Below are 16,190 nucleotides of genomic sequence, written 5' to 3' on the forward strand. Positions count from 1 at the left end.
CTCCTAAGCGACGGTGACGTAGTCGGGGCCCGAGTAGCGGCCGGTGGAAAGCTTCTGGCGCTGCAGGAGCACGTCGTTGAGCAGACTGGACGCCCCGAAGCGGAACAGGTGCGGCTGCAGCCACTCCTCCCCCACGACCTCGGCGACAGCCACGAGGTACTTGATGGCGTCCTTCGTGGTGCTGATGCCGCCGGCCGGCTTGACGCCGACCTTCTCGCCCGTGAGGCGGTGCCAGTCGCGCACGACCTCGAGCATGCTGACGGTGATGGGCAGCGTGGCCGCCGGCTGCACCTTGCCCGTGCTGGTCTTGATGAAGTCACCGCCCGCGAGGATCGAGAGCCAGGATGCCCGGCGCACGTTGTCGTAGGTGTTGAGCTCGCCCGTCTCGAGGATCACCTTGAGCGAGGCGTAGCTGCCGTCGGGCTTGCGGCAGGCCTCCTTGACGGCGACGATCTGGTCGAAGACGAGACCGTAGCGCCCGGAGAGGAACGCCCCGCGGTCGATGACCATGTCGATCTCGTCGGCCCCCGCCGCGACCGCATCGGCCGTGTCGGCGAGCTTGATCGCGAGCGAGGAGCGACCGCTGGGGAACGCCGTCGCAACGGCGGCGACCGCGATGCCACCGTCGTCGGGGTCGCCGTGGTGCGCGCCGAGCGCGGAGACCGCATCCGCCACCATGTCGCCGTAGACGCAGACGGCGGCGACACGTGGTGTGCTCGGCTCGGCGGGGTCTGGCGTGATCGCCTTCGCGACGAGGGAGCTCACCTTGCCGGGGGTGTCGGCCCCCTCGAGGGTCGTCAGGTCGATGAGGGAGATGATCTTGTCGATCGCCCAGGCCTTCGACGTGGTCTTGATCGAGCGCGAACCGAGCGAGGCAGCCCTCGCCTCGAGGCCCACTGCGTCGATGCCCGGGATGCCGTCGAGATAGCGCGTGAGGCTCGACTCCGTGAGGTCTGAGCCGATGAGACGCAGGGCCCGCTCGGCGGGCGCGAGTGCGACCGAGGTGTTGTCAGGCGACATGGGATGCTCCTTGTTCTGTGCCGTGAGCGGCGCCGTGCGCCGAATCCTGCGTGAGTGCCCTGGCCGTCTCCTCGTCGGTGACGATGACGGAGCACAGGCCGCTTGAGACAACGGCCCTGGCCACGGGATGCTTCGACCTGCCCGCGATCACGAGCACCGAGGTCGACGCCTCGCGGAGCACATCGTGCCCCACACCGACCGTGCGGGCGTCGAGGGCCGGGTCGACGATCTCGCCGTCGGCGTTGATGAACCTGCCCACGACATCGCCGACGGCGCCCTGCTGCACGAGCTCGTCGACATCCGCTGCGCTCAGGTAGCCGCTCTCGACGAGCACGCTACTGCCGTCTGCCACGCCCGCGCTGAAGAGGAACGCCGTGGCGGTCTTCGCGAGCTCGAGCACGTTTGCAACGGTGCGGTCGGACTCGATGGCGGCCTTCGTGGCGGCGTGCTCGAGGATGGCGGGGCTCGGGAGGAGGATCGCCTGACCTCCGGCCTTGTGCGCGATGAGGGCGGCGGTCGAGGCAGCACTGCCCGCTCCCGCCCCGGGGGCGCTGCTGAGGGAGATGCCGCCGTTGATCTGCACGACGCGCACCTCGTTCGCCCAGCCGGGCGCCAGCCGGTCAGCGACAGCGCTGAGGGTGCGACCCCAGCTGATGCCGAGCACGCGCGGAATGGGTCGGAGGGCAGCCAGATAGTCGGCCGCGGCGCGGGCAACACTCGCCTGCACATCGGCGTCATCGGCAGCAGGCACGACGATCGCATCGGAGAGACCGTATCGCTCCTGCAGGAGACGCTCGAGGCTAAGGCGGCGAGCCCGCGGGTGCACGATCTCGATCCGCACGATGCCGCGATCGCGCGCCTTGGCGAGCAGGCGGCCGACCTTCCAGCGGGTCGTGCGCAGGAGCGCCCCGATCTCGTCCTGGGTCTTGCCGTCTTCGTAGTAGAGCTCGGCGGCGCGCACCATGAGGAGTTCGTCTGACACGCGGGCACCGCCTCTCTCGACCTGGGGTGCTACTAAGGCTAGGTGCGGCTGCGGCGCTTGGCAACATCCGTAGCCAGCGCTGCTCATATGAGCAGAGTCGCCTCGCGGCACTCCGCCACTAGCCTTGGCACATGCCCCTCGCGCTCGCTGTCGACTTCGGAGGAACCAAGGTCGAGGCTGCACTCGTCGATGAGCGCGGCACAGTGCTGGCGGGCAGCCGGCACCGGGCCGCGACCGGTCGGGACGCGACATCCGCCGCCCTCGTCGATGCGGTCGAATCTGTCAGCATGCGGGCACTCGCCAGCGCCGCCGACGCCGAGATCGTCGGCGTGGGAATCGGCAGCGCCGGCCCGATCGACGCGGATGCCGGCCGTGTCAGCCCGCTCAATGTGCCCGCGTGGCGCGACCACCCCCTCCGCGCACAGCTCGAGGCCCTCGTGCCTGATGCCCCCGTGCGACTCGCGATCGACGGCCTCTGCATCGCTCTAGCCGAGCACTGGGTCGGTGCCACCCGCGGCACCCGCACCAGCATGGGCATGATCGTCTCGACGGGCGTCGGCGGCGGACTCATCGTCGACGGCACCCCCTTCCAGGGCCCCACCGGCAATGCAGGCCACATCGGGCACCTCGAGGTCGGCGGCTTCGACGACCCCTGCGCCTGTGGCGGCACCGGATGCCTCGAGGCCATCGCATCAGGACCGCGCACGGTCGAGTGGGCCCAGCGCCAGGGCTGGACGGGGGCCACGGGAGAAGACCTCGCGGCCGCCCATGCGGCCGGGGACCCTGTTGCCCGTGCCGCCGTCGAGCGGGCCGGCACGGCGCTCGGTCGCGCGATCGCCTCAGCGACCGCCCTCTGCGACCTCGAGGCCGTCGCGATCGGCGGCGGCTTCAGTCACGTGGCCCCAGAGCTCTTCACCCACATCAGGGCTGCGATGCTGCCGCGAACCGGATGGAGCTTCGTCGAGAAGGTGCGCGTGACGCCCTCCGCGCTCTCAGGCGAGGGGCCCCTCATCGGCGCCGCGGCGCTCATCCACCGCGCCTGAGGCGGGCGCTGCCAGCGCACGCGCCTCGAGTTCATCCTCGAGCATGGTCGGGCGCCCCAGTTGGCGACCGACAACCGCCGTGAGCACCGCCGTCGCCATGAGGTAGTACAGCGGCAGGTCCCATCCGCCGCTCACATCATGAAGCAGGGCGAACAGGAAGGGCCCGAGCGCCGCGACCGTGTAGCCGACGCCCTGCGCGAAGCCACTCAGCGCGACGGAGCCGGCCTGCGTGCGCGTGCGCAGGTTCACGAGGGTGAGCGACAAGGGGAACGTGATGGACCCGGCACCCGCGACGACAACCCACAGCCATGGTGCGGCGACCGGGAAGAACACCAGCCCTGCGTAGCCGATCAGGAAGAACACGATTCCGGCGTACAGCAGCACGCCAACATTGCGCAGGCGGCTCGCGAGCGGCGGGATCACGAGGGCCGCCGGAAGCCCGATGAGCGCATACACGCCCAGCATGGCCCCTGCCTCCGCCTCGCCCACTCCCGTCTTCTCGACAAGGAGGAGCGGAAGCCATGCAAACGCCGAGTACACGTGTGCCGACGACAACGAGAAGGTCAGGGCGACGGCCCAGGCGACCCGGGAACGCCAGATTCCCGCCGGGATCCGCGGAGCTGGCGGCGCCGGCGCGTCAGACTGGGCAGCGCATGCGCGACGGTGACGGAGCAGGATCACGAGCCACGGCAGCAGGCACACGAGCGCCGAGACAGCCCAGACGGCGAGCGAGGTGCGCCAGCCCGCGGCATCCGTCACCGGCGCAGCAATCGACGACGGCACGGCCGCGCTGACCGACACGATGCCGACGTACACCGCCGTCACCAACCCGATGCGGTCGGGAAAGTAGCGCTTGACGAGGGGCGGCAGCAGCACGTTGCCGACGCCGGCGCCTGCGAGCGCGACGATCGTGCCGAGCAGCAACACCCAGAATGACGGCGCCACCGCACGGAACACGTGGCCGAGCACCATCGCGATGATCGCCACCGCGAGCAGCCGCTCCACCCCGAAGCGCCGAGCGATCGCCGCCCCGAAGAGGGCCGAGGCAGCGAAGGCGATGGGTGGGACGGTGCCGATAATGCCCAGCTGGATTGAGCCGAGCGTCACATCCTGGGCGATGTCGAGCGCAACGGGAGCGATCGCCGAGACCGCCGTGCGCACGTTGAACGCGACGAGCAGGATGCCGATGAGTGCCGCCGTGCGCCCGGCCCAGAGCGGCAGCGGTGTGGCCGGATGCGTCACGAGTGCGGGAGGCCCAGCACCCGTCGCGTGTCAGCCACGTCATCGCGTAGCTGGTCGATGAGCGCCTCGACCGTCGTGTACTTCACCATGCCGCGCAGGCGTTCGGTGAAGGTGACCTCGACCGTGCGCCCATAGAGATCGATGTCCTGGTCGAGCACGTAGGCCTCGACCTGCCGCTCCGGCACACCCTCGAAGGTCGGATTGTTGCCGATCGAGATCGCCGCAGGGTAGGTTGTGCCGTCAACCGTGAGCCAGCCCGCATAGACACCGTCGGCGGGAATGAAGCCCTCGGGCCGCGGCCGCAGGTTTGCCGTGGGAAAGCCGAGCTCACGCCCGCGCTTCTCGCCCGGGACGACAACTGAGCGCACCGTGGGCTGCATGCCGAGCACCTCGGTCGCCTCTCGCACGTTGCCTGCCGCGAGCGCCTCCCGGATCCATGTGGACGACGCCCGGCGACCCTCGGCGGCGCGCACGTCATCGACCAGGCGAACCTCAAAGCCGTGCACGCGGCCTGCGTGCTTCAGGGTCTCGACAGTGCCCACACCACGGTGACCGTAGCGGAAATCACTGCCAACGAAGACAAGACGCGCGCCAAGCGCACCCACGAGGATGTTCTCGACAAACTCCTCGGGTGTCTGCGCCGCGAAGGACTCATCGAAGGCAACGATCAGCGTCGCCTGCACGCCGGCGCCCTCGAGTCGTTCGAGCTTCTGCTCCGTGCTGATGAGGGCCTCAGGAGCCCGAGCCGGGTCGAGATGGGCGAGCGGATGCCGGTCGAAGGTCACGACCGTCGGCACGAGCCCCTGCGCCTCCGCCATCGTCAGCAACTCCCCGATGACGGCACGGTGACCCGCGTGCACACCATCGAACTTGCCGATCGTGACGGCACTGGGGCCGAAGCCGGCCGGCACCTCATCGAGGGAACGGAAGCGCTCCATGGTCAGCGACCTCCCACAGCGTCGCCCACCGCAACCGCGTCGGATGTCTCGATGTCACCGCGGCGCTTCGCCAGCCAGATCAGACCGAGGATCGGCAGCACGAGCGGGATGAACACGTAGCCGGCGCCGAACCACGACCAGACCGAGGGGTGTGCGAAGAGCTCCGGCATCGTGAGGCTCAGCGTGCCGACCGCGAGCACGCCAACGAGCTCGAAGATGATCGCGACGAGGGCCACGAGATACCAGGTGCGCCCGCGCCCGAGGAGTGCGGCGGTTGCCGCGATGTATACGACAGCGGAGACGGCGGAGAGCACGTAGGCGAGCGGCGCCTCGTCGAAGCGCTCGATGATCTGCACCACCGAACGCGCCGTCGCCGCAAGGGCGAGGATGCCGTAGACAGCGATGAGCACGCGGCCGACGCCGACCGCGCGCGAAGAGGAGTGAGGAGGCATCCCTCCAACTTTAGGCGATGGAATCAGGCAACCTGCACGAACCAGATCTCGTTCATACGCCACACCATGACCGCGACGGCCAGGCACACGACACCGAGGATCACGTTGCTCCACCGATTGCGCTCGATGAGGGCCCAAAAGCCCGCGAGCGGCGGCAGCAGCACGGCGGAGACGAGGTAGGTCCAGAACTCCAGCAGGCTGCCGGACGCCACATTGCCCACGACGGGCGCGATGAGCGCGACAACGACCTGGCCGAGCAGGAACACGAACACGACGGCGGTTGCGCCGAGGGTGAGGTCGTTGGGCAGCCGGCCCATGAGGCCCGCGACGAGGCAGAAGAGCCCGGCGGCGACCGCAACCGCCACCTGCACGACCGTGAACCACTCAACCATGCGTCAATCCTTGCAGATGCGAGCGCGCTCGCCCGGCGTCAGGCACCGGTCGGAAAGTTCACGAGCACGCGTGCCCGGCCCGCCTTGATCGTCACGAGGCCGACGAGATGGCCGTCAGGCGCGATGACCGCGACGGGATCAGCGGATGTCTCGGCCCCTGGCAGCTCGACCCGCTGCCCGTTCTCGAGCGCGCGCACGGTGTCGGCGTCGGCGTCAATCGTCGGGAAGAGGGTGGCCGCGACATCCGCTGCCTCGCGCAGGAGGGGCGCGATGTCGAGTTCGACGCCGCGCTCGGGCAGCACGAGGGCATCGGCGACCGAGAAGGGCCCCACCCGCGTGCGGCGCAGGGCCGTGAGGTGCCCGCCGACGCCGAGGTCGCCGCCGAGGTCGCGGGCGAGGGCGCGGATGTAGGTGCCCGAGGAACACACGACGCGCACGTCGAGGTCGAGCGCCTGGCCCGCTGGGCGGGGTTCGCCGAGCACTTCGAAGGCGAAGATCGTGACGCCCCTCGCCTTGAGCTCAACCTCCTCGCCAGCCCGCGCCAGCGCGTAGGCGCGCTTGCCGTTCACCTTGATCGCGCTGACCGTGCTCGGCACCTGCTCGATGGGGCCCGTGAGCCTGGCGATGCCCTCCGCGATGCGGGCCGGGTCGAGGCCCGTGGCATCCGTCGTCGCGATCGTCTCGCCCTCGGCGTCGTCCGTCGTCGTCGAGGCGCCCAGCCGGATGGTCGCGGTGTACTCCTTGTCGAGGCCCACGAGGAAGGTCAAGAGGCGCGTCGAGCTGCCGATGCCGAGCATGAGCAGGCCCGTCGCCATGGGGTCGAGCGTGCCCGCGTGGCCCACCTTCTTGGTGCCGGCGAGGCGCCGGGTGCGCGAGACCGCGTCGTGACTCGTGATGCCCTGGGGCTTGTCGACGAGGAGGATGCCGGAGCGCGGAGTATCGGGGGCGTTGCTCATCACGGGAGACCACGCTACCCGGCGGCACCGCGGCCCGGGCGGCAATAGGGTTGGGGCATGCAGATCGCGGTGCTCGGGGCAGGCGCCATGGGGGGAACCATCGCCGCCCTGCTCGACCGCGCAGGGCACGACGTCGAGGTGACCGCCCGCGGGGCTGGGCTCGAGGCGATCCGCGAGCACGGCATCCGGCTCAGCGGCGGCTGGGGCGAACACACGGCCCGAGTCGGGGCGGGCGAAGCGCTGACGCGCGTTCCCGAGCTGGCGATCGTGGCCACCAAGGCGATGGATGCCGCGGCCGCCGTCGCCGCCAATGCAGAGCTCCTGGGCGGGGTACCCGTCGTGGTGTGGCAGAACGGGCTCGGCGGCATCGAAGCCGTGCAACAGCTGCTGCCCGACTCCCCCGTGATCGGTGCCCTCTCCCTCATCGCCGCGACCTACCGCTCCCCTGGCGACGTCGTCGTCACGGCACCGGCCGGCACCTGGCTCGGGATGCTCGAGGGCGACCCCGCGCCGGCCCACGCCGCGGCGGCCGTGCTCGGCGATGCGCTGCCCGTGACGGTCGTCGAAGGGTTCGCGGGCGCACGCTGGACCAAGCTCGTGATCAACCAGGTCAACGCGCTGCCCGCCATCACGAACCTCAGCGTGCAGGAGGTCGTCGCGCACGACGGGCTGCGCCGCATCATGGCGCTCAGCATGCGGGAGGCCGTGCGCATCGCCCTCGCCGACGGCGTGCGCTTCGAGGAGGTCAACGGGGTCACGCACGAGATGCTCGAGGGCATCGCGGATGCCGAGCCCGCGGCATCCGAGGCACTCCCCCGCTTCATCGCCGACTACCTGGGCGAGGTGCCGAACCCGGGCTCGACGCTGCAGAGCATCCGCCGCGGGCAGTTGAGCGAGATCGACTACCTCAACGGGGCCGTCGTTGCCGAGGCGCATCGCATCGGGAGGCAAGCACCCATCAACGCACGACTGGCCGAGCTCGTGCACGAGGTCGAGGGGAGCGGGCACTTCCTCACGGCGGAGGAAACACTCAGCGCGGTCGCCGTCTGATCAGGACGGGTCGAGCTCCCGGTCGAAGACGTGGAGGCCGAGGTCAGCCGAGAGGCGCTCGCACACACGCACGCCCCGCACACTGTTGCCGACGGGGTCGAGCGGCGGGCTGTAGACGCCGATACCCGCGACGCCCTGCACCGACGCCACGAGGCCACCCGCGACGCCCGACTTGGCGGGGAGGCCCACCCTGCGCAGCCAACGACCCGAGCCGTCATACATGCCGCAGGTAGCCATGACGCTCAGCACATCCGTCACGACCCGCCGGGAGACGACCTGCTCCCCCGTGCGCGGATTGCGCCCGCCGAACGCGAGCGTTGCCCCCATGACGGCAAGCACCTCGGTATCGACCAAGACTGCACAGGCTGCCGCGTACACCTCGAGTGCCTCATCCACCCCGGGGTCGAGCGTGCCCATCGAGCGCATCAGGTACGCGAGCGCCCGGTTGCGATCGCCTTTCTCCTGCTCCGCCTCAGCGACGCCCTCGTCGACGCGGAGCTCGCGACCCGCGAACGCCGAGAGACCCACCAAGATGCGCTCGCGCTTGGCACGGGCATCCGAACCCTCGACAAGGTTCGCCGTGTAGATCGCGCCCGCGTTCACCATGGGGTTCGGGGGCCGACCGGTGTCCTCCTCCAGCAGCACGGCATCGAAGGACTCCCCCGTCGGCTCCGTGCCCACCTCCTCGTGCACCGCGTCGTAGTTGTCGCGCAGCGCGAGCGCGTAAACGAAGGGCTTGACCGCCGACTGCATCGAGAACTCGTCGCGGGCGTTGCCGACCGAGCGCACGTCGCCGTCAGGAAGAGCAAGGGCGATGCCAAAGGCATTCGGATCGGCCTCAGCCAGCTGCGGCACGCTGTCGTCGACCTCGCCCCCGTGCTCCTCCACGAGTTCGCGGTGTAGCGCCCCCAGGTCGTAGCGGGCGGCGGCACGAGCGAGGGTGTTGGTCATGCGCCCAGTCAAGCACCGGATGTCGCGAGCAGCCTAGGCTTGGGCGGTGACGATCAGCCGGGCCGTGAACGAATGGTTCGAGGAGCACGGCCGCGACCTCCCGTGGCGCGAACCAGGGTTCACAGCGTGGGGAACGCTCGTGAGCGAGATCATGCTGCAACAGACCCAGGTTGCGCGGGTCATCCCCCGACTGGCCCAGTGGCTCGAGCGCTGGCCGACGCCCGCCGACCTCGCCGCGTCCCCGCCCGGAGACGCCGTGCGGGCCTGGGACCGCCTCGGCTACCCGCGCCGCGCGCTCGCCCTCCACGCCGCCGCGACGGCAATCAGCGAACGGCACGGCGGTGTCGTGCCCGAGGACGTCGATGAGCTCCTCGCCCTCCCGGGCGTCGGCGACTACACGGCGCGGGCAGTCGCCGTCTTCGCCTATGGCCACCGGCATCCGGTCGTCGACACCAACGTGCGAAGGGTCATCGCGCGCGCCGTCGATGGCAAGGCGCAGGCAGGCCCGCCCTCGACGCGCAGGGACCTCGCCGCCATGGATGCGCTCCTGCCGGCGGATGACGCGGCCGCCCGCATCACCAACGCGGCCGTGATGGAGCTCGGCGCGATCGTCTGCACGGCGCGAAGCCCGCTCTGCGAGGCGTGTCCGATCGCGGCGCAGTGCGCGTGGCGTGCCGCGGGCTATCCCGAATACGACGGCCCCAAGGTGCGAACGCAGGCTCGATTCGAGGGCAGCGACCGGCAGGTGCGCGGCCTCATCATGCGCGAGGTGCGCGCGGCAGACGTCCCCGTCACGCCCGCAGAGATCGCAGGACTGTGGGCGGATGCCGGGCAACGTGAGCGGGCGCTCGCGGGGCTCCTGCGTGACGGCCTGCTCGTGCAGGTCGACGGCGGCTACGAGCTGCCGTGAGCGCTAGCGCTCCTCGTCGTCGTCCTCGTCGATGACGCGGGGCTTGACGTAGGGATCCTCGTCACCCGCATACTTCGCCGTCGCCTTCTGGCGCTCAATCTCCTCGTCGCGCCGGCGAGCCTCCGCGAGGAGCTCATCGAGGTGCTTGGCGTTCTCGGGGAGGGCATCCGCGATGAACTCGATCGTCGGGGTGAGGCGCGACGTGAGGTTCTTGCCGACCTCACTCCGCAGCATCCCCGTCGCCGACTTGAGGGCCGCAGCCGAATCGGCCCGCTCCTCGTCGGAGCCATAGACCGTGTAGAAGATGCTCGCGTGCTGCAGGTCGCCCGTCACCCGCACATCCGTGATCGTCACGAAGCCGAGCCGCGGGTCGCGGAGGCCACGCTCGAGACGTCGAGCCACGATCTGCTTGATGTGGTCCGCCATGCGGGCGGCCCGTGTCGGGTCAGCCATTGCCTTCTCCTAAGACTGTGAGTGGGTGCCGCCGACCTTCGTCGACGGCACCCACCGTGCCGCTGGGCCCTATGCCCGCGGCTTCTCCTTCATCTCGATCGTCTCGATCTCGTCACCGATCTGGATGTCGTTGAACTTGCCGAGACCGATACCGGCCTCGAAGTCCGTCTTGACCTCGGTGACGTCGTCCTTGAAACGACGCAGCGACTCGATCGCCAGGTTGTCGCCCACGACGACACCCTCGCGGATGACGCGTGCCTTGGCGTTTCGCGTGATCGTTCCCGACCGCACGATGACACCGGCGATGTTGCCGAACTTCGAGGAGCGGAAGATCTCGCGGATCTCGGCGACACCCGACTGAACTTCTTCGTACTCCGGCTTGAGCATGCCCTTGAGCGAGCTCTCGACATCCTCCAGTGCGCTGTAGATGACGTTGTAGAACCGCACATCGACACCCTCGCGAGTGGCACGCTCGCGTGCCTTCGGGTCGGGGCGCACGTTGAAGCCGATGATGATCGCGTTGTCGATCGTCGCCAGGTTGACGTCGCTCTCCGTGACAGCACCCACACCACGGTGGATGATGCGCAGCTGCACCGAGTCGTCGACCTCGATATCCATGAGCGACTCCTCGAGGGCCTCAACGGCACCCGAGACATCACCCTTGATGATGAGGTTGAGCGACTCGACCTTGCCATCTTCGAGGGCCTTCGTGAAGTCCTCAAGGCTGAGGCGCTTGCGGCTGCGAGCCAGCGTCGCGTTGCGCTCGACCGCCTCACGCTTCTCAGCGATCTGACGGGCCGTGCGGTCATCGTCCGTGACAAGGAACGTGTCACCGGCGCGAGGTACCGAGGTGAGACCGAGCACCGCAACAGGGCGGGCCGGGGTGGCCTCAGTCACGTTCTCGCCGTTCTCATCGAACATCGCACGAACGCGGCCATAGGCCGTGCCCGCCACGATGGGGTCACCAACGCGGAGCGTTCCCGACTGGATGAGCACGGTCGCGACCGCACCACGGCCCTTGTCAAGCTTGGCCTCGATCGCAACACCGCGGGCATCCTTCGACGGGTTGGCACGCAGGTCGAGGCCCGCGTCTGCCGTCAGGAGCACCGCGTCGAGCAACGTGTCGATGCCCTTGCGCTGGAGCGCCGAGACGTCGACGAACATCGTGTCGCCGCCATACTCCTCGGCAACCAGACCGAACTCGGTGAGCTGCTGGCGCACCTTGGCGGGGTTTGCCCCCTCCTTGTCGACCTTGTTGACCGCGACGACGATCGGCACATTGGCCGATTGCGCGTGGTTCAGGGCCTCAACCGTCTGCGGCATGATGCCGTCGTCGGCCGCGACCACGAGGATCGCGATGTCGGTGACCTGCGCACCACGGGCACGCATGGCGGTGAAGGCCTCGTGACCGGGTGTGTCGATGAAGGTGATCTTGCGGTCGACACCCTCGTGCTCGGCCTGCACCTGGTAGGCACCGATGTGCTGCGTGATGCCACCGGCCTCACCAGCGCCGACGCTCGTGTTGCGGATCGCGTCGAGCAGCTTCGTCTTACCGTGGTCGACGTGACCCATGACCGTGACCACGGGGGGTCGCGCCATGAGGTCTTCGTCGCTCTCGTCTTCAAGCTCCTGGTCGAGATCGATCGAGAAACCCTCGAGCAGCTCGCGGTCTTCGTCCTCAGGCGAGACGATCTGAATCTTGTAGCCGAGCTCCTCGCCGAGCACCTCGAAGGTGGCCTCGTCGAGCGACTCCGTCGCGGTCGCCATCTCACCGAGGTGGAACAGCACCGTCACGAGGTTGCCGGGGCTCGCATCGATCTTGTCGGCGAAGTCCGTGATCGAGGCGCCGCGGCGCAGGCGGATGACCGTGTTGCCGTCACCGCGGGGAACACTCACGCCGCCGAGCGACGGAGCCTCCCGCATCTCGAACTCTGCCCGCTTCGTACGCTTCGACTTGCGAGCCTTGCTCTTGCCGCCACCGCGGCCGAAGGCACCAGCCGTGCCACCACCGGGACCACGACCGCGGCCGCCGCCACCCGGGCGGGGCGGGCCGAAGCCACCAGCGGGAGCTCCACCGGGAGCGCCGGGACGGAAGCCACCGGCACCGCCGGGCCGACCGGGGCCGCCGGGACGGAAGCCACCGGCACCGCCGGGACGACCAGCGCCAGCCGGGCGCGGCGCGCCGGGACGCGGGCTGCCGGGACGGGGAGCCGCGGGACGAGGGATGTTCGCCGGCGTCGGCCGGGTGTTCATACCCTGCGTGCTCGCGTAGGGGTTGTTGCCGGGACGCGGCGTGCCCGGGCGCGGAGCGCCGGGGCGCTGCATGCCCTGCGTGCTCGCGAAGGGGTTATTGCCTGGGCGGGCACCACCGGGGCGCGGGGCACCCGGGGTGGGCGCACCACCCGCAGGCGGAGTCGCACCCGAGTCGGGCTTCTCCGCAGCGGGCTTGGCCGGGGCCTGTGCTGCCTGGGCCTCTGGCGCCGGGGTCTCAGCCGCCGGGGCGGCTGGCTTCTCCGGAGCCGGAGCAGGCGCAGGGGCGGGCTTGCTCGCAGCCGGCTTGGCCGAGGAGTCAGCCTTCGGCGCGGCGTCCTTGGCCGGGGGCTTGACGCCCTCCGCCTCGAATGCCTGCCGAAGCTTACGGGCCACTGGGGGTTCGATGCTCGAGGATGGGCCCTTGACGAACTCGCCAAGTTCCTTCAGCTTCTCGAGTGCTTGCTTGCTTTCTATGCCGAGTTCTGCCGCGATCTCGTGCACGCGTGGTTTCGCCACAATTCTCCTGTCTCGGGCCTACTCCGGACAGGAGCAGGCCATCACTTGAGTACGGGTCTCATTTCGAGCCGCTCATTAGTTGTCACGCATTGTGTGTCACTGTTTCGTTCAGCCGTTTCGTTAGGGAGCCCCATGGGGAGGCTCCGACTGGTGAAGTGCAAGGACGGACTGCTTGACCCCGGATGTATCGAGTGCCCCGCCAGCCCTCAGCGCCCGCCCGAAGGCCCTGCGCTTGAGGGAACTGTCGACGCATTCCACAGTGGGATGCAACCAGGCACCACGGCCGGGAAGCGAAGCCGAAGCATCCGCCACCACGATGCCATCGCGCGCCACGAACCTCACAAGGGAGGAAGCAGGAGCACGCCCACGGCAGCCGAGGCACGTTCTTACGGGTTCCATACTACCCCCTTGAGGCTGTGGCTCCCCCGGCTTCAGTCTTCGAGGATGCTGTCCGGCTGGATGTCGATGCGCGCGCCAGTCAGCTTCGCGGCGAGGCGGGCGTTCTGGCCCTCCTTGCCGATCGCCAGCGAGAGCTGGTAGTCGGGAACGAGCGCCCGCACCGCCTTCGTCGCCTGGTCGATCACGAAGGCGGAACTGACCTTGGCGGGCGAGAGCGCATTCGACACGAAGGTCGCGAGGTCTTCCGAGAAGTCGACGATGTCGATCTTCTCGTTGTTGAGTTCCGCCGTGACGGCGCGGACGCGCTGCCCCAACTCGCCGATGCAGGCACCCTTCGCGTTGATGCCCGGCTCATTGGCCTTCACCGCGATCTTCGTGCGGTGCCCCGCCTCGCGGGCGAGGGAGACGATCTCGACGATGCCGCTCGCAATCTCGGGGACCTCAAGCGCGAAGAGCTTGCGCACGAGCGAGGGGTGCGTGCGCGAGACCGTGATCTGCGGCCCCTTGAGCCCCTTGCTGACGCTCGTCACATAGACGCGGAGGCGCGAACCGTGGGCGTAGTCCTCGCCCGGCACCTGCTCCTCGGGCGGCAGGATCGCCTCGATCGTGCCGAGGTCGACGTGGATCATGCGGGGGTTCGGCCCCTGCTGCACGACACCGGCGATGATGTCGCCCTCGCGGGCCTTGAACTCACCGAGCACCGCATCATCCGCAATGTCCCGAAGCCGCTGGTTGATGACCTGCTTGGCCGCGAAGGCGGCGATGCGGCCGAAGTCGCTCGGGCTGTCCTCCGCCTCGCCGATCACATTGCCGTCGTTGTCGAACTCGGGAACGAAGACACTCACGTGGCCCGTCTTGCGGTTCAGCTCGACGCGAGCGCGGCCCGGGTCGTCGGTCTTGGCATCCGCTGGTGCCGTGTGCTTGAGGTAGGCCGTGAGGATCGCCTGCTCGATGATCTGGACAAGCTCCTCGAAGGGGATCTCGCGCTCGCGCTCCATCAGTCGCAACACGCTCAGGTCAATGTCCACCGAGGACCTCCACTATTCAGCTCTCCGCCCGCGCAACCACCACGCAGGTCCTCGACTACGGTACCGGAGACTCGCGTGAATATCCGCCGAGACCTCCCGGTGAGGGTGCTGCGTGACTAGCGTTTGCCGCATGGACACACTCGAGGAGATCATCGGGGCCGCTGGCGGCCAACTGTGGACGTGGATCGTGCTGCCAGTCGTCGTCGGCCTGGGGCTCTACTTCACCATCCGCACGGGCGTCGTGCAGTTCCGCATGATCCCCGACATGATCCGCACCCTCACCAACAAGACGCCGACGGATGCCTCGGGCAAGGCGCAGTCGATCAGCGCGTTCCAGGCGTTCACGGTCTCGGCAGCATCCCGCGTCGGCGTCGGCAACATCGCGGGCGTCGGCACGGCCATCGCGGTCGGCGGGCCGGGGGCGGTGTTCTGGATGTGGCTGATGGCCTTCATCGGCGGCGCATCGAGCTTCGTCGAGTCGACCCTGGGGCAGCTCTACAAGGTCAAGGACCGCGACGCATTCCGCGGCGGACCGGCGTACTACATCGAGCGCGGCCTCGGCGCCCGCTGGGCCGGCATCCTCTTCGCCGTCGTGCTCATCATCTGCTTCCCCTTCGCATTCAGCTCCCTGCAGGCCAACACCATCAGCGCGAGCTTCTCCTCAACCTTCGGCGGCGACACGACGGCCGTCGCCTGGGTCGTCGGCGTCGCCCTCGCAGTGTTGACGGGGCTCGTCGTGTTCGGCGGCATCCGTCGCATCGCATCCGTCACCCAGTCGGTCGTGCCGGCGATGGCGCTCATCTACCTCGCCGTCGGCATCGTCATCGTCGCCCTCAACGTCGGCGAGGTGCCGCGCGTGTTCGGACAGATCTTCGCGGGTGCCTTCGGATTCCAGGAAGTCGCGGGCGGACTCATCGGCACGATCATCCTGACCGGGGTGCAGCGCGGCATGTTCTCCAACGAGGCCGGCCTCGGATCGGCGCCCAACGCGGGAGCATCCGCCGCCGTGACCCACCCCGTCAAGCAGGGCCTCGTGCAGACCCTCGGCGTCTACTTCGACACCTTCCTCGTCTGCTCCATCACGGCGTTCATCATCCTCGTGTCGAACCCCGACCTCGGCTCGCTCGAAGAAGGCATCAGCACGACGCAGGACGCCATGGTCGCGAACCTCGGCTCGTGGGCATCCGTGCTGCTGAGCGTCATCATCTTCCTGCTCGCCTTCAGCTCCATCCTCGGCAACTACTACTACGGCGAGGCGAACATCGAGTTCATCACGACAAACGCCAAGGTGCTCACGGGCTACCGCGCGCTCGCTGTCGTCGCCGTGCTCGGCGGCTCCGTGGCATCCACCTCGCTCATCTGGACCATGGCCGACGGGATGATGGGCGTCATGGCCCTCGTCAACCTCGTTGCGATCGGGCTGCTCTCCGGCATCGTGCTCAAACTGCTTCGCAACTACAGCGAACAGCGTCGCGCCGGCAAGGACCCCGTCTTCACGCAGGACCAGGTGCCGGGGCTGAAGAACGTCGAGTTCTGGCAGGACGCCGACACGGTCACGGGGCCGGTCGCGGTGCCGCGTGCGCCGCGGCGGCGCTGACTGGTCGC

General features: G+C 69.0%; 16 protein-coding genes. 4 read left to right on the forward strand and 12 right to left on the reverse strand.

The genetic code is table 11. The features are described 5' to 3' along the window. Nucleotides 1-3 precede the first annotated feature (3 nt). Nucleotides 4-1,020 (reverse strand): deoxyribose-phosphate aldolase, encoded by a 1,017-nt coding sequence (gene deoC, locus ACIQK7_RS00445; protein WP_403020102.1) that lies wholly within the window; start codon nt 1,018-1,020, stop codon nt 4-6. Next, on the reverse strand, nt 1,010-2,002 hold the full coding sequence (locus ACIQK7_RS00450) for a sugar-binding transcriptional regulator (protein WP_403020103.1): 993 nt from the start codon (nt 2,000-2,002) through the stop codon (nt 1,010-1,012). The genes deoC and ACIQK7_RS00450 overlap by 11 nt, the downstream gene beginning before the upstream one ends. Nucleotides 2,003-2,133: 131 nt before the next feature. Here ACIQK7_RS00450 and ACIQK7_RS00455 point away from each other — a divergent pair, with 131 nt between their 5' ends. Further along, nucleotides 2,134-3,045 (forward strand): ROK family protein, encoded by a 912-nt coding sequence (locus tag ACIQK7_RS00455; protein ID WP_403020106.1) that lies wholly within the window; start codon nt 2,134-2,136, stop codon nt 3,043-3,045. Here ACIQK7_RS00455 and ACIQK7_RS00460 read toward each other — a convergent pair. The 5 genes from ACIQK7_RS00460 to truB are packed head-to-tail and all read right to left on the reverse strand — an operon-like array spanning nt 2,995 to nt 7,025. Continuing rightward, nucleotides 2,995-4,287 (reverse strand): MFS transporter, encoded by a 1,293-nt coding sequence (locus ACIQK7_RS00460; RefSeq protein WP_403020109.1) that lies wholly within the window; start codon nt 4,285-4,287, stop codon nt 2,995-2,997. The genes ACIQK7_RS00455 and ACIQK7_RS00460 overlap by 51 nt on opposite strands. After that, the gene (locus tag ACIQK7_RS00465; RefSeq protein ID WP_403020111.1) at nt 4,284-5,225 is read right to left on the reverse strand and encodes a bifunctional riboflavin kinase/FAD synthetase; all 942 of its coding nucleotides are present in this window, start codon (nt 5,223-5,225) and stop codon (nt 4,284-4,286) included. Before ACIQK7_RS00465 ends, ACIQK7_RS00460 begins: the two co-directional genes overlap by 4 nt. Nucleotides 5,226-5,227: 2 nt before the next feature. Further along, a complete protein-coding gene (locus ACIQK7_RS00470) occupies nt 5,228-5,677 on the reverse strand; it encodes a hypothetical protein (RefSeq protein WP_403020113.1) in 450 nt (149 codons plus the stop codon). 23 nt (nt 5,678-5,700) lie between these two features. Beyond that, nucleotides 5,701-6,069: a hypothetical protein gene (locus ACIQK7_RS00475; protein ID WP_403020115.1), complete on the reverse strand. Its 369-nt coding sequence runs from the start codon at nt 6,067-6,069 to the stop codon at nt 5,701-5,703. A 38-nt stretch (nt 6,070-6,107) separates the two neighbouring features. Next, the gene (truB, locus tag ACIQK7_RS00480; RefSeq protein ID WP_403020117.1) at nt 6,108-7,025 is read right to left on the reverse strand and encodes a tRNA pseudouridine(55) synthase TruB; all 918 of its coding nucleotides are present in this window, start codon (nt 7,023-7,025) and stop codon (nt 6,108-6,110) included. 57 nt (nt 7,026-7,082) lie between these two features. Between truB and ACIQK7_RS00485 the strand changes: the two genes are divergently transcribed. Next, complete coding sequence (locus ACIQK7_RS00485) at nt 7,083-8,075, forward strand: ketopantoate reductase family protein (RefSeq protein WP_403020119.1); 993 nt, start codon at nt 7,083-7,085, stop codon at nt 8,073-8,075. Here ACIQK7_RS00485 and glsA read toward each other — a convergent pair whose 3' ends face one another. Continuing rightward, nucleotides 8,076-9,026 carry a glutaminase A gene (glsA, locus tag ACIQK7_RS00490; RefSeq protein WP_403020121.1) on the reverse strand — a complete coding sequence of 317 codons (951 nt, stop codon included), beginning with the start codon at nt 9,024-9,026 and terminating at the stop codon, nt 8,076-8,078. 46 nt (nt 9,027-9,072) lie between these two features. On the opposite strand from glsA, the gene ACIQK7_RS00495 reads away from it, so the two are divergent. Further along, entirely contained in the window at nt 9,073-9,936 is an 864-nt protein-coding gene (locus tag ACIQK7_RS00495) for an A/G-specific adenine glycosylase (protein WP_403020122.1), read from the forward strand. A gap of 3 nt (nt 9,937-9,939) precedes the next feature. On the opposite strand, the gene rbfA is transcribed toward ACIQK7_RS00495, so the two are convergent. The 4 genes from rbfA to nusA all read right to left on the reverse strand — a co-directional run bounded on the left by rbfA (nt 9,940) and on the right by nusA (nt 14,585). Next, the gene (rbfA, locus tag ACIQK7_RS00500) at nt 9,940-10,389 is read right to left on the reverse strand and encodes a 30S ribosome-binding factor RbfA (RefSeq protein ID WP_403020124.1); all 450 of its coding nucleotides are present in this window, start codon (nt 10,387-10,389) and stop codon (nt 9,940-9,942) included. A 69-nt stretch (nt 10,390-10,458) separates the two neighbouring features. Beyond that, nucleotides 10,459-13,158 (reverse strand): translation initiation factor IF-2, encoded by a 2,700-nt coding sequence (infB, locus tag ACIQK7_RS00505; protein WP_403020125.1) that lies wholly within the window; start codon nt 13,156-13,158, stop codon nt 10,459-10,461. A gap of 120 nt (nt 13,159-13,278) precedes the next feature. Then, nucleotides 13,279-13,557: a YlxR family protein gene (locus ACIQK7_RS00510; protein WP_403020127.1), complete on the reverse strand. Its 279-nt coding sequence runs from the start codon at nt 13,555-13,557 to the stop codon at nt 13,279-13,281. 32 nt (nt 13,558-13,589) lie between these two features. Beyond that, on the reverse strand, nt 13,590-14,585 hold the full coding sequence (nusA, locus tag ACIQK7_RS00515; protein ID WP_403020129.1) for a transcription termination factor NusA: 996 nt from the start codon (nt 14,583-14,585) through the stop codon (nt 13,590-13,592). 130 nt (nt 14,586-14,715) lie between these two features. Here nusA and ACIQK7_RS00520 point away from each other — a divergent pair, with 130 nt between their 5' ends. Then, nucleotides 14,716-16,182 (forward strand): alanine/glycine:cation symporter family protein, encoded by a 1,467-nt coding sequence (locus ACIQK7_RS00520; RefSeq protein WP_403020130.1) that lies wholly within the window; start codon nt 14,716-14,718, stop codon nt 16,180-16,182. The last annotated feature ends 8 nt before the right edge of the window (nt 16,183-16,190 follow it).

This window comes from Salinibacterium sp. GXW1014 (assembly GCF_044769865.1).
In the GTDB taxonomy this organism is placed as follows: domain Bacteria; phylum Actinomycetota; class Actinomycetes; order Actinomycetales; family Microbacteriaceae; genus Homoserinimonas.

What these genes read in the sequence shown, in the direction of transcription:
- ACIQK7_RS00470 (WP_403020113.1), bottom strand. Translation starts at nt 5,677, where the DNA reads ATGCCTCCTCACTCCTCTTCGCGCGCGGTCGGCGTCGGCCGCGTGCTC.
- ACIQK7_RS00465 (WP_403020111.1), bottom strand. Translation starts at nt 5,225, where the DNA reads ATGGAGCGCTTCCGTTCCCTCGATGAGGTGCCGGCCGGCTTCGGCCCC.
- truB (WP_403020117.1), bottom strand. Translation starts at nt 7,025, where the DNA reads ATGAGCAACGCCCCCGATACTCCGCGCTCCGGCATCCTCCTCGTCGAC.
- glsA (WP_403020121.1), bottom strand. Translation starts at nt 9,026, where the DNA reads ATGACCAACACCCTCGCTCGTGCCGCCGCCCGCTACGACCTGGGGGCG.
- rbfA (WP_403020124.1), bottom strand. Translation starts at nt 10,389, where the DNA reads ATGGCTGACCCGACACGGGCCGCCCGCATGGCGGACCACATCAAGCAG.
- deoC (WP_403020102.1), bottom strand. Translation starts at nt 1,020, where the DNA reads ATGTCGCCTGACAACACCTCGGTCGCACTCGCGCCCGCCGAGCGGGCC.
- ACIQK7_RS00520 (WP_403020130.1), top strand. Translation starts at nt 14,716, where the DNA reads ATGGACACACTCGAGGAGATCATCGGGGCCGCTGGCGGCCAACTGTGG.
- ACIQK7_RS00455 (WP_403020106.1), top strand. Translation starts at nt 2,134, where the DNA reads ATGCCCCTCGCGCTCGCTGTCGACTTCGGAGGAACCAAGGTCGAGGCT.
- ACIQK7_RS00510 (WP_403020127.1), bottom strand. Translation starts at nt 13,557, where the DNA reads ATGGAACCCGTAAGAACGTGCCTCGGCTGCCGTGGGCGTGCTCCTGCT.
- ACIQK7_RS00485 (WP_403020119.1), top strand. Translation starts at nt 7,083, where the DNA reads ATGCAGATCGCGGTGCTCGGGGCAGGCGCCATGGGGGGAACCATCGCC.
- ACIQK7_RS00475 (WP_403020115.1), bottom strand. Translation starts at nt 6,069, where the DNA reads ATGGTTGAGTGGTTCACGGTCGTGCAGGTGGCGGTTGCGGTCGCCGCC.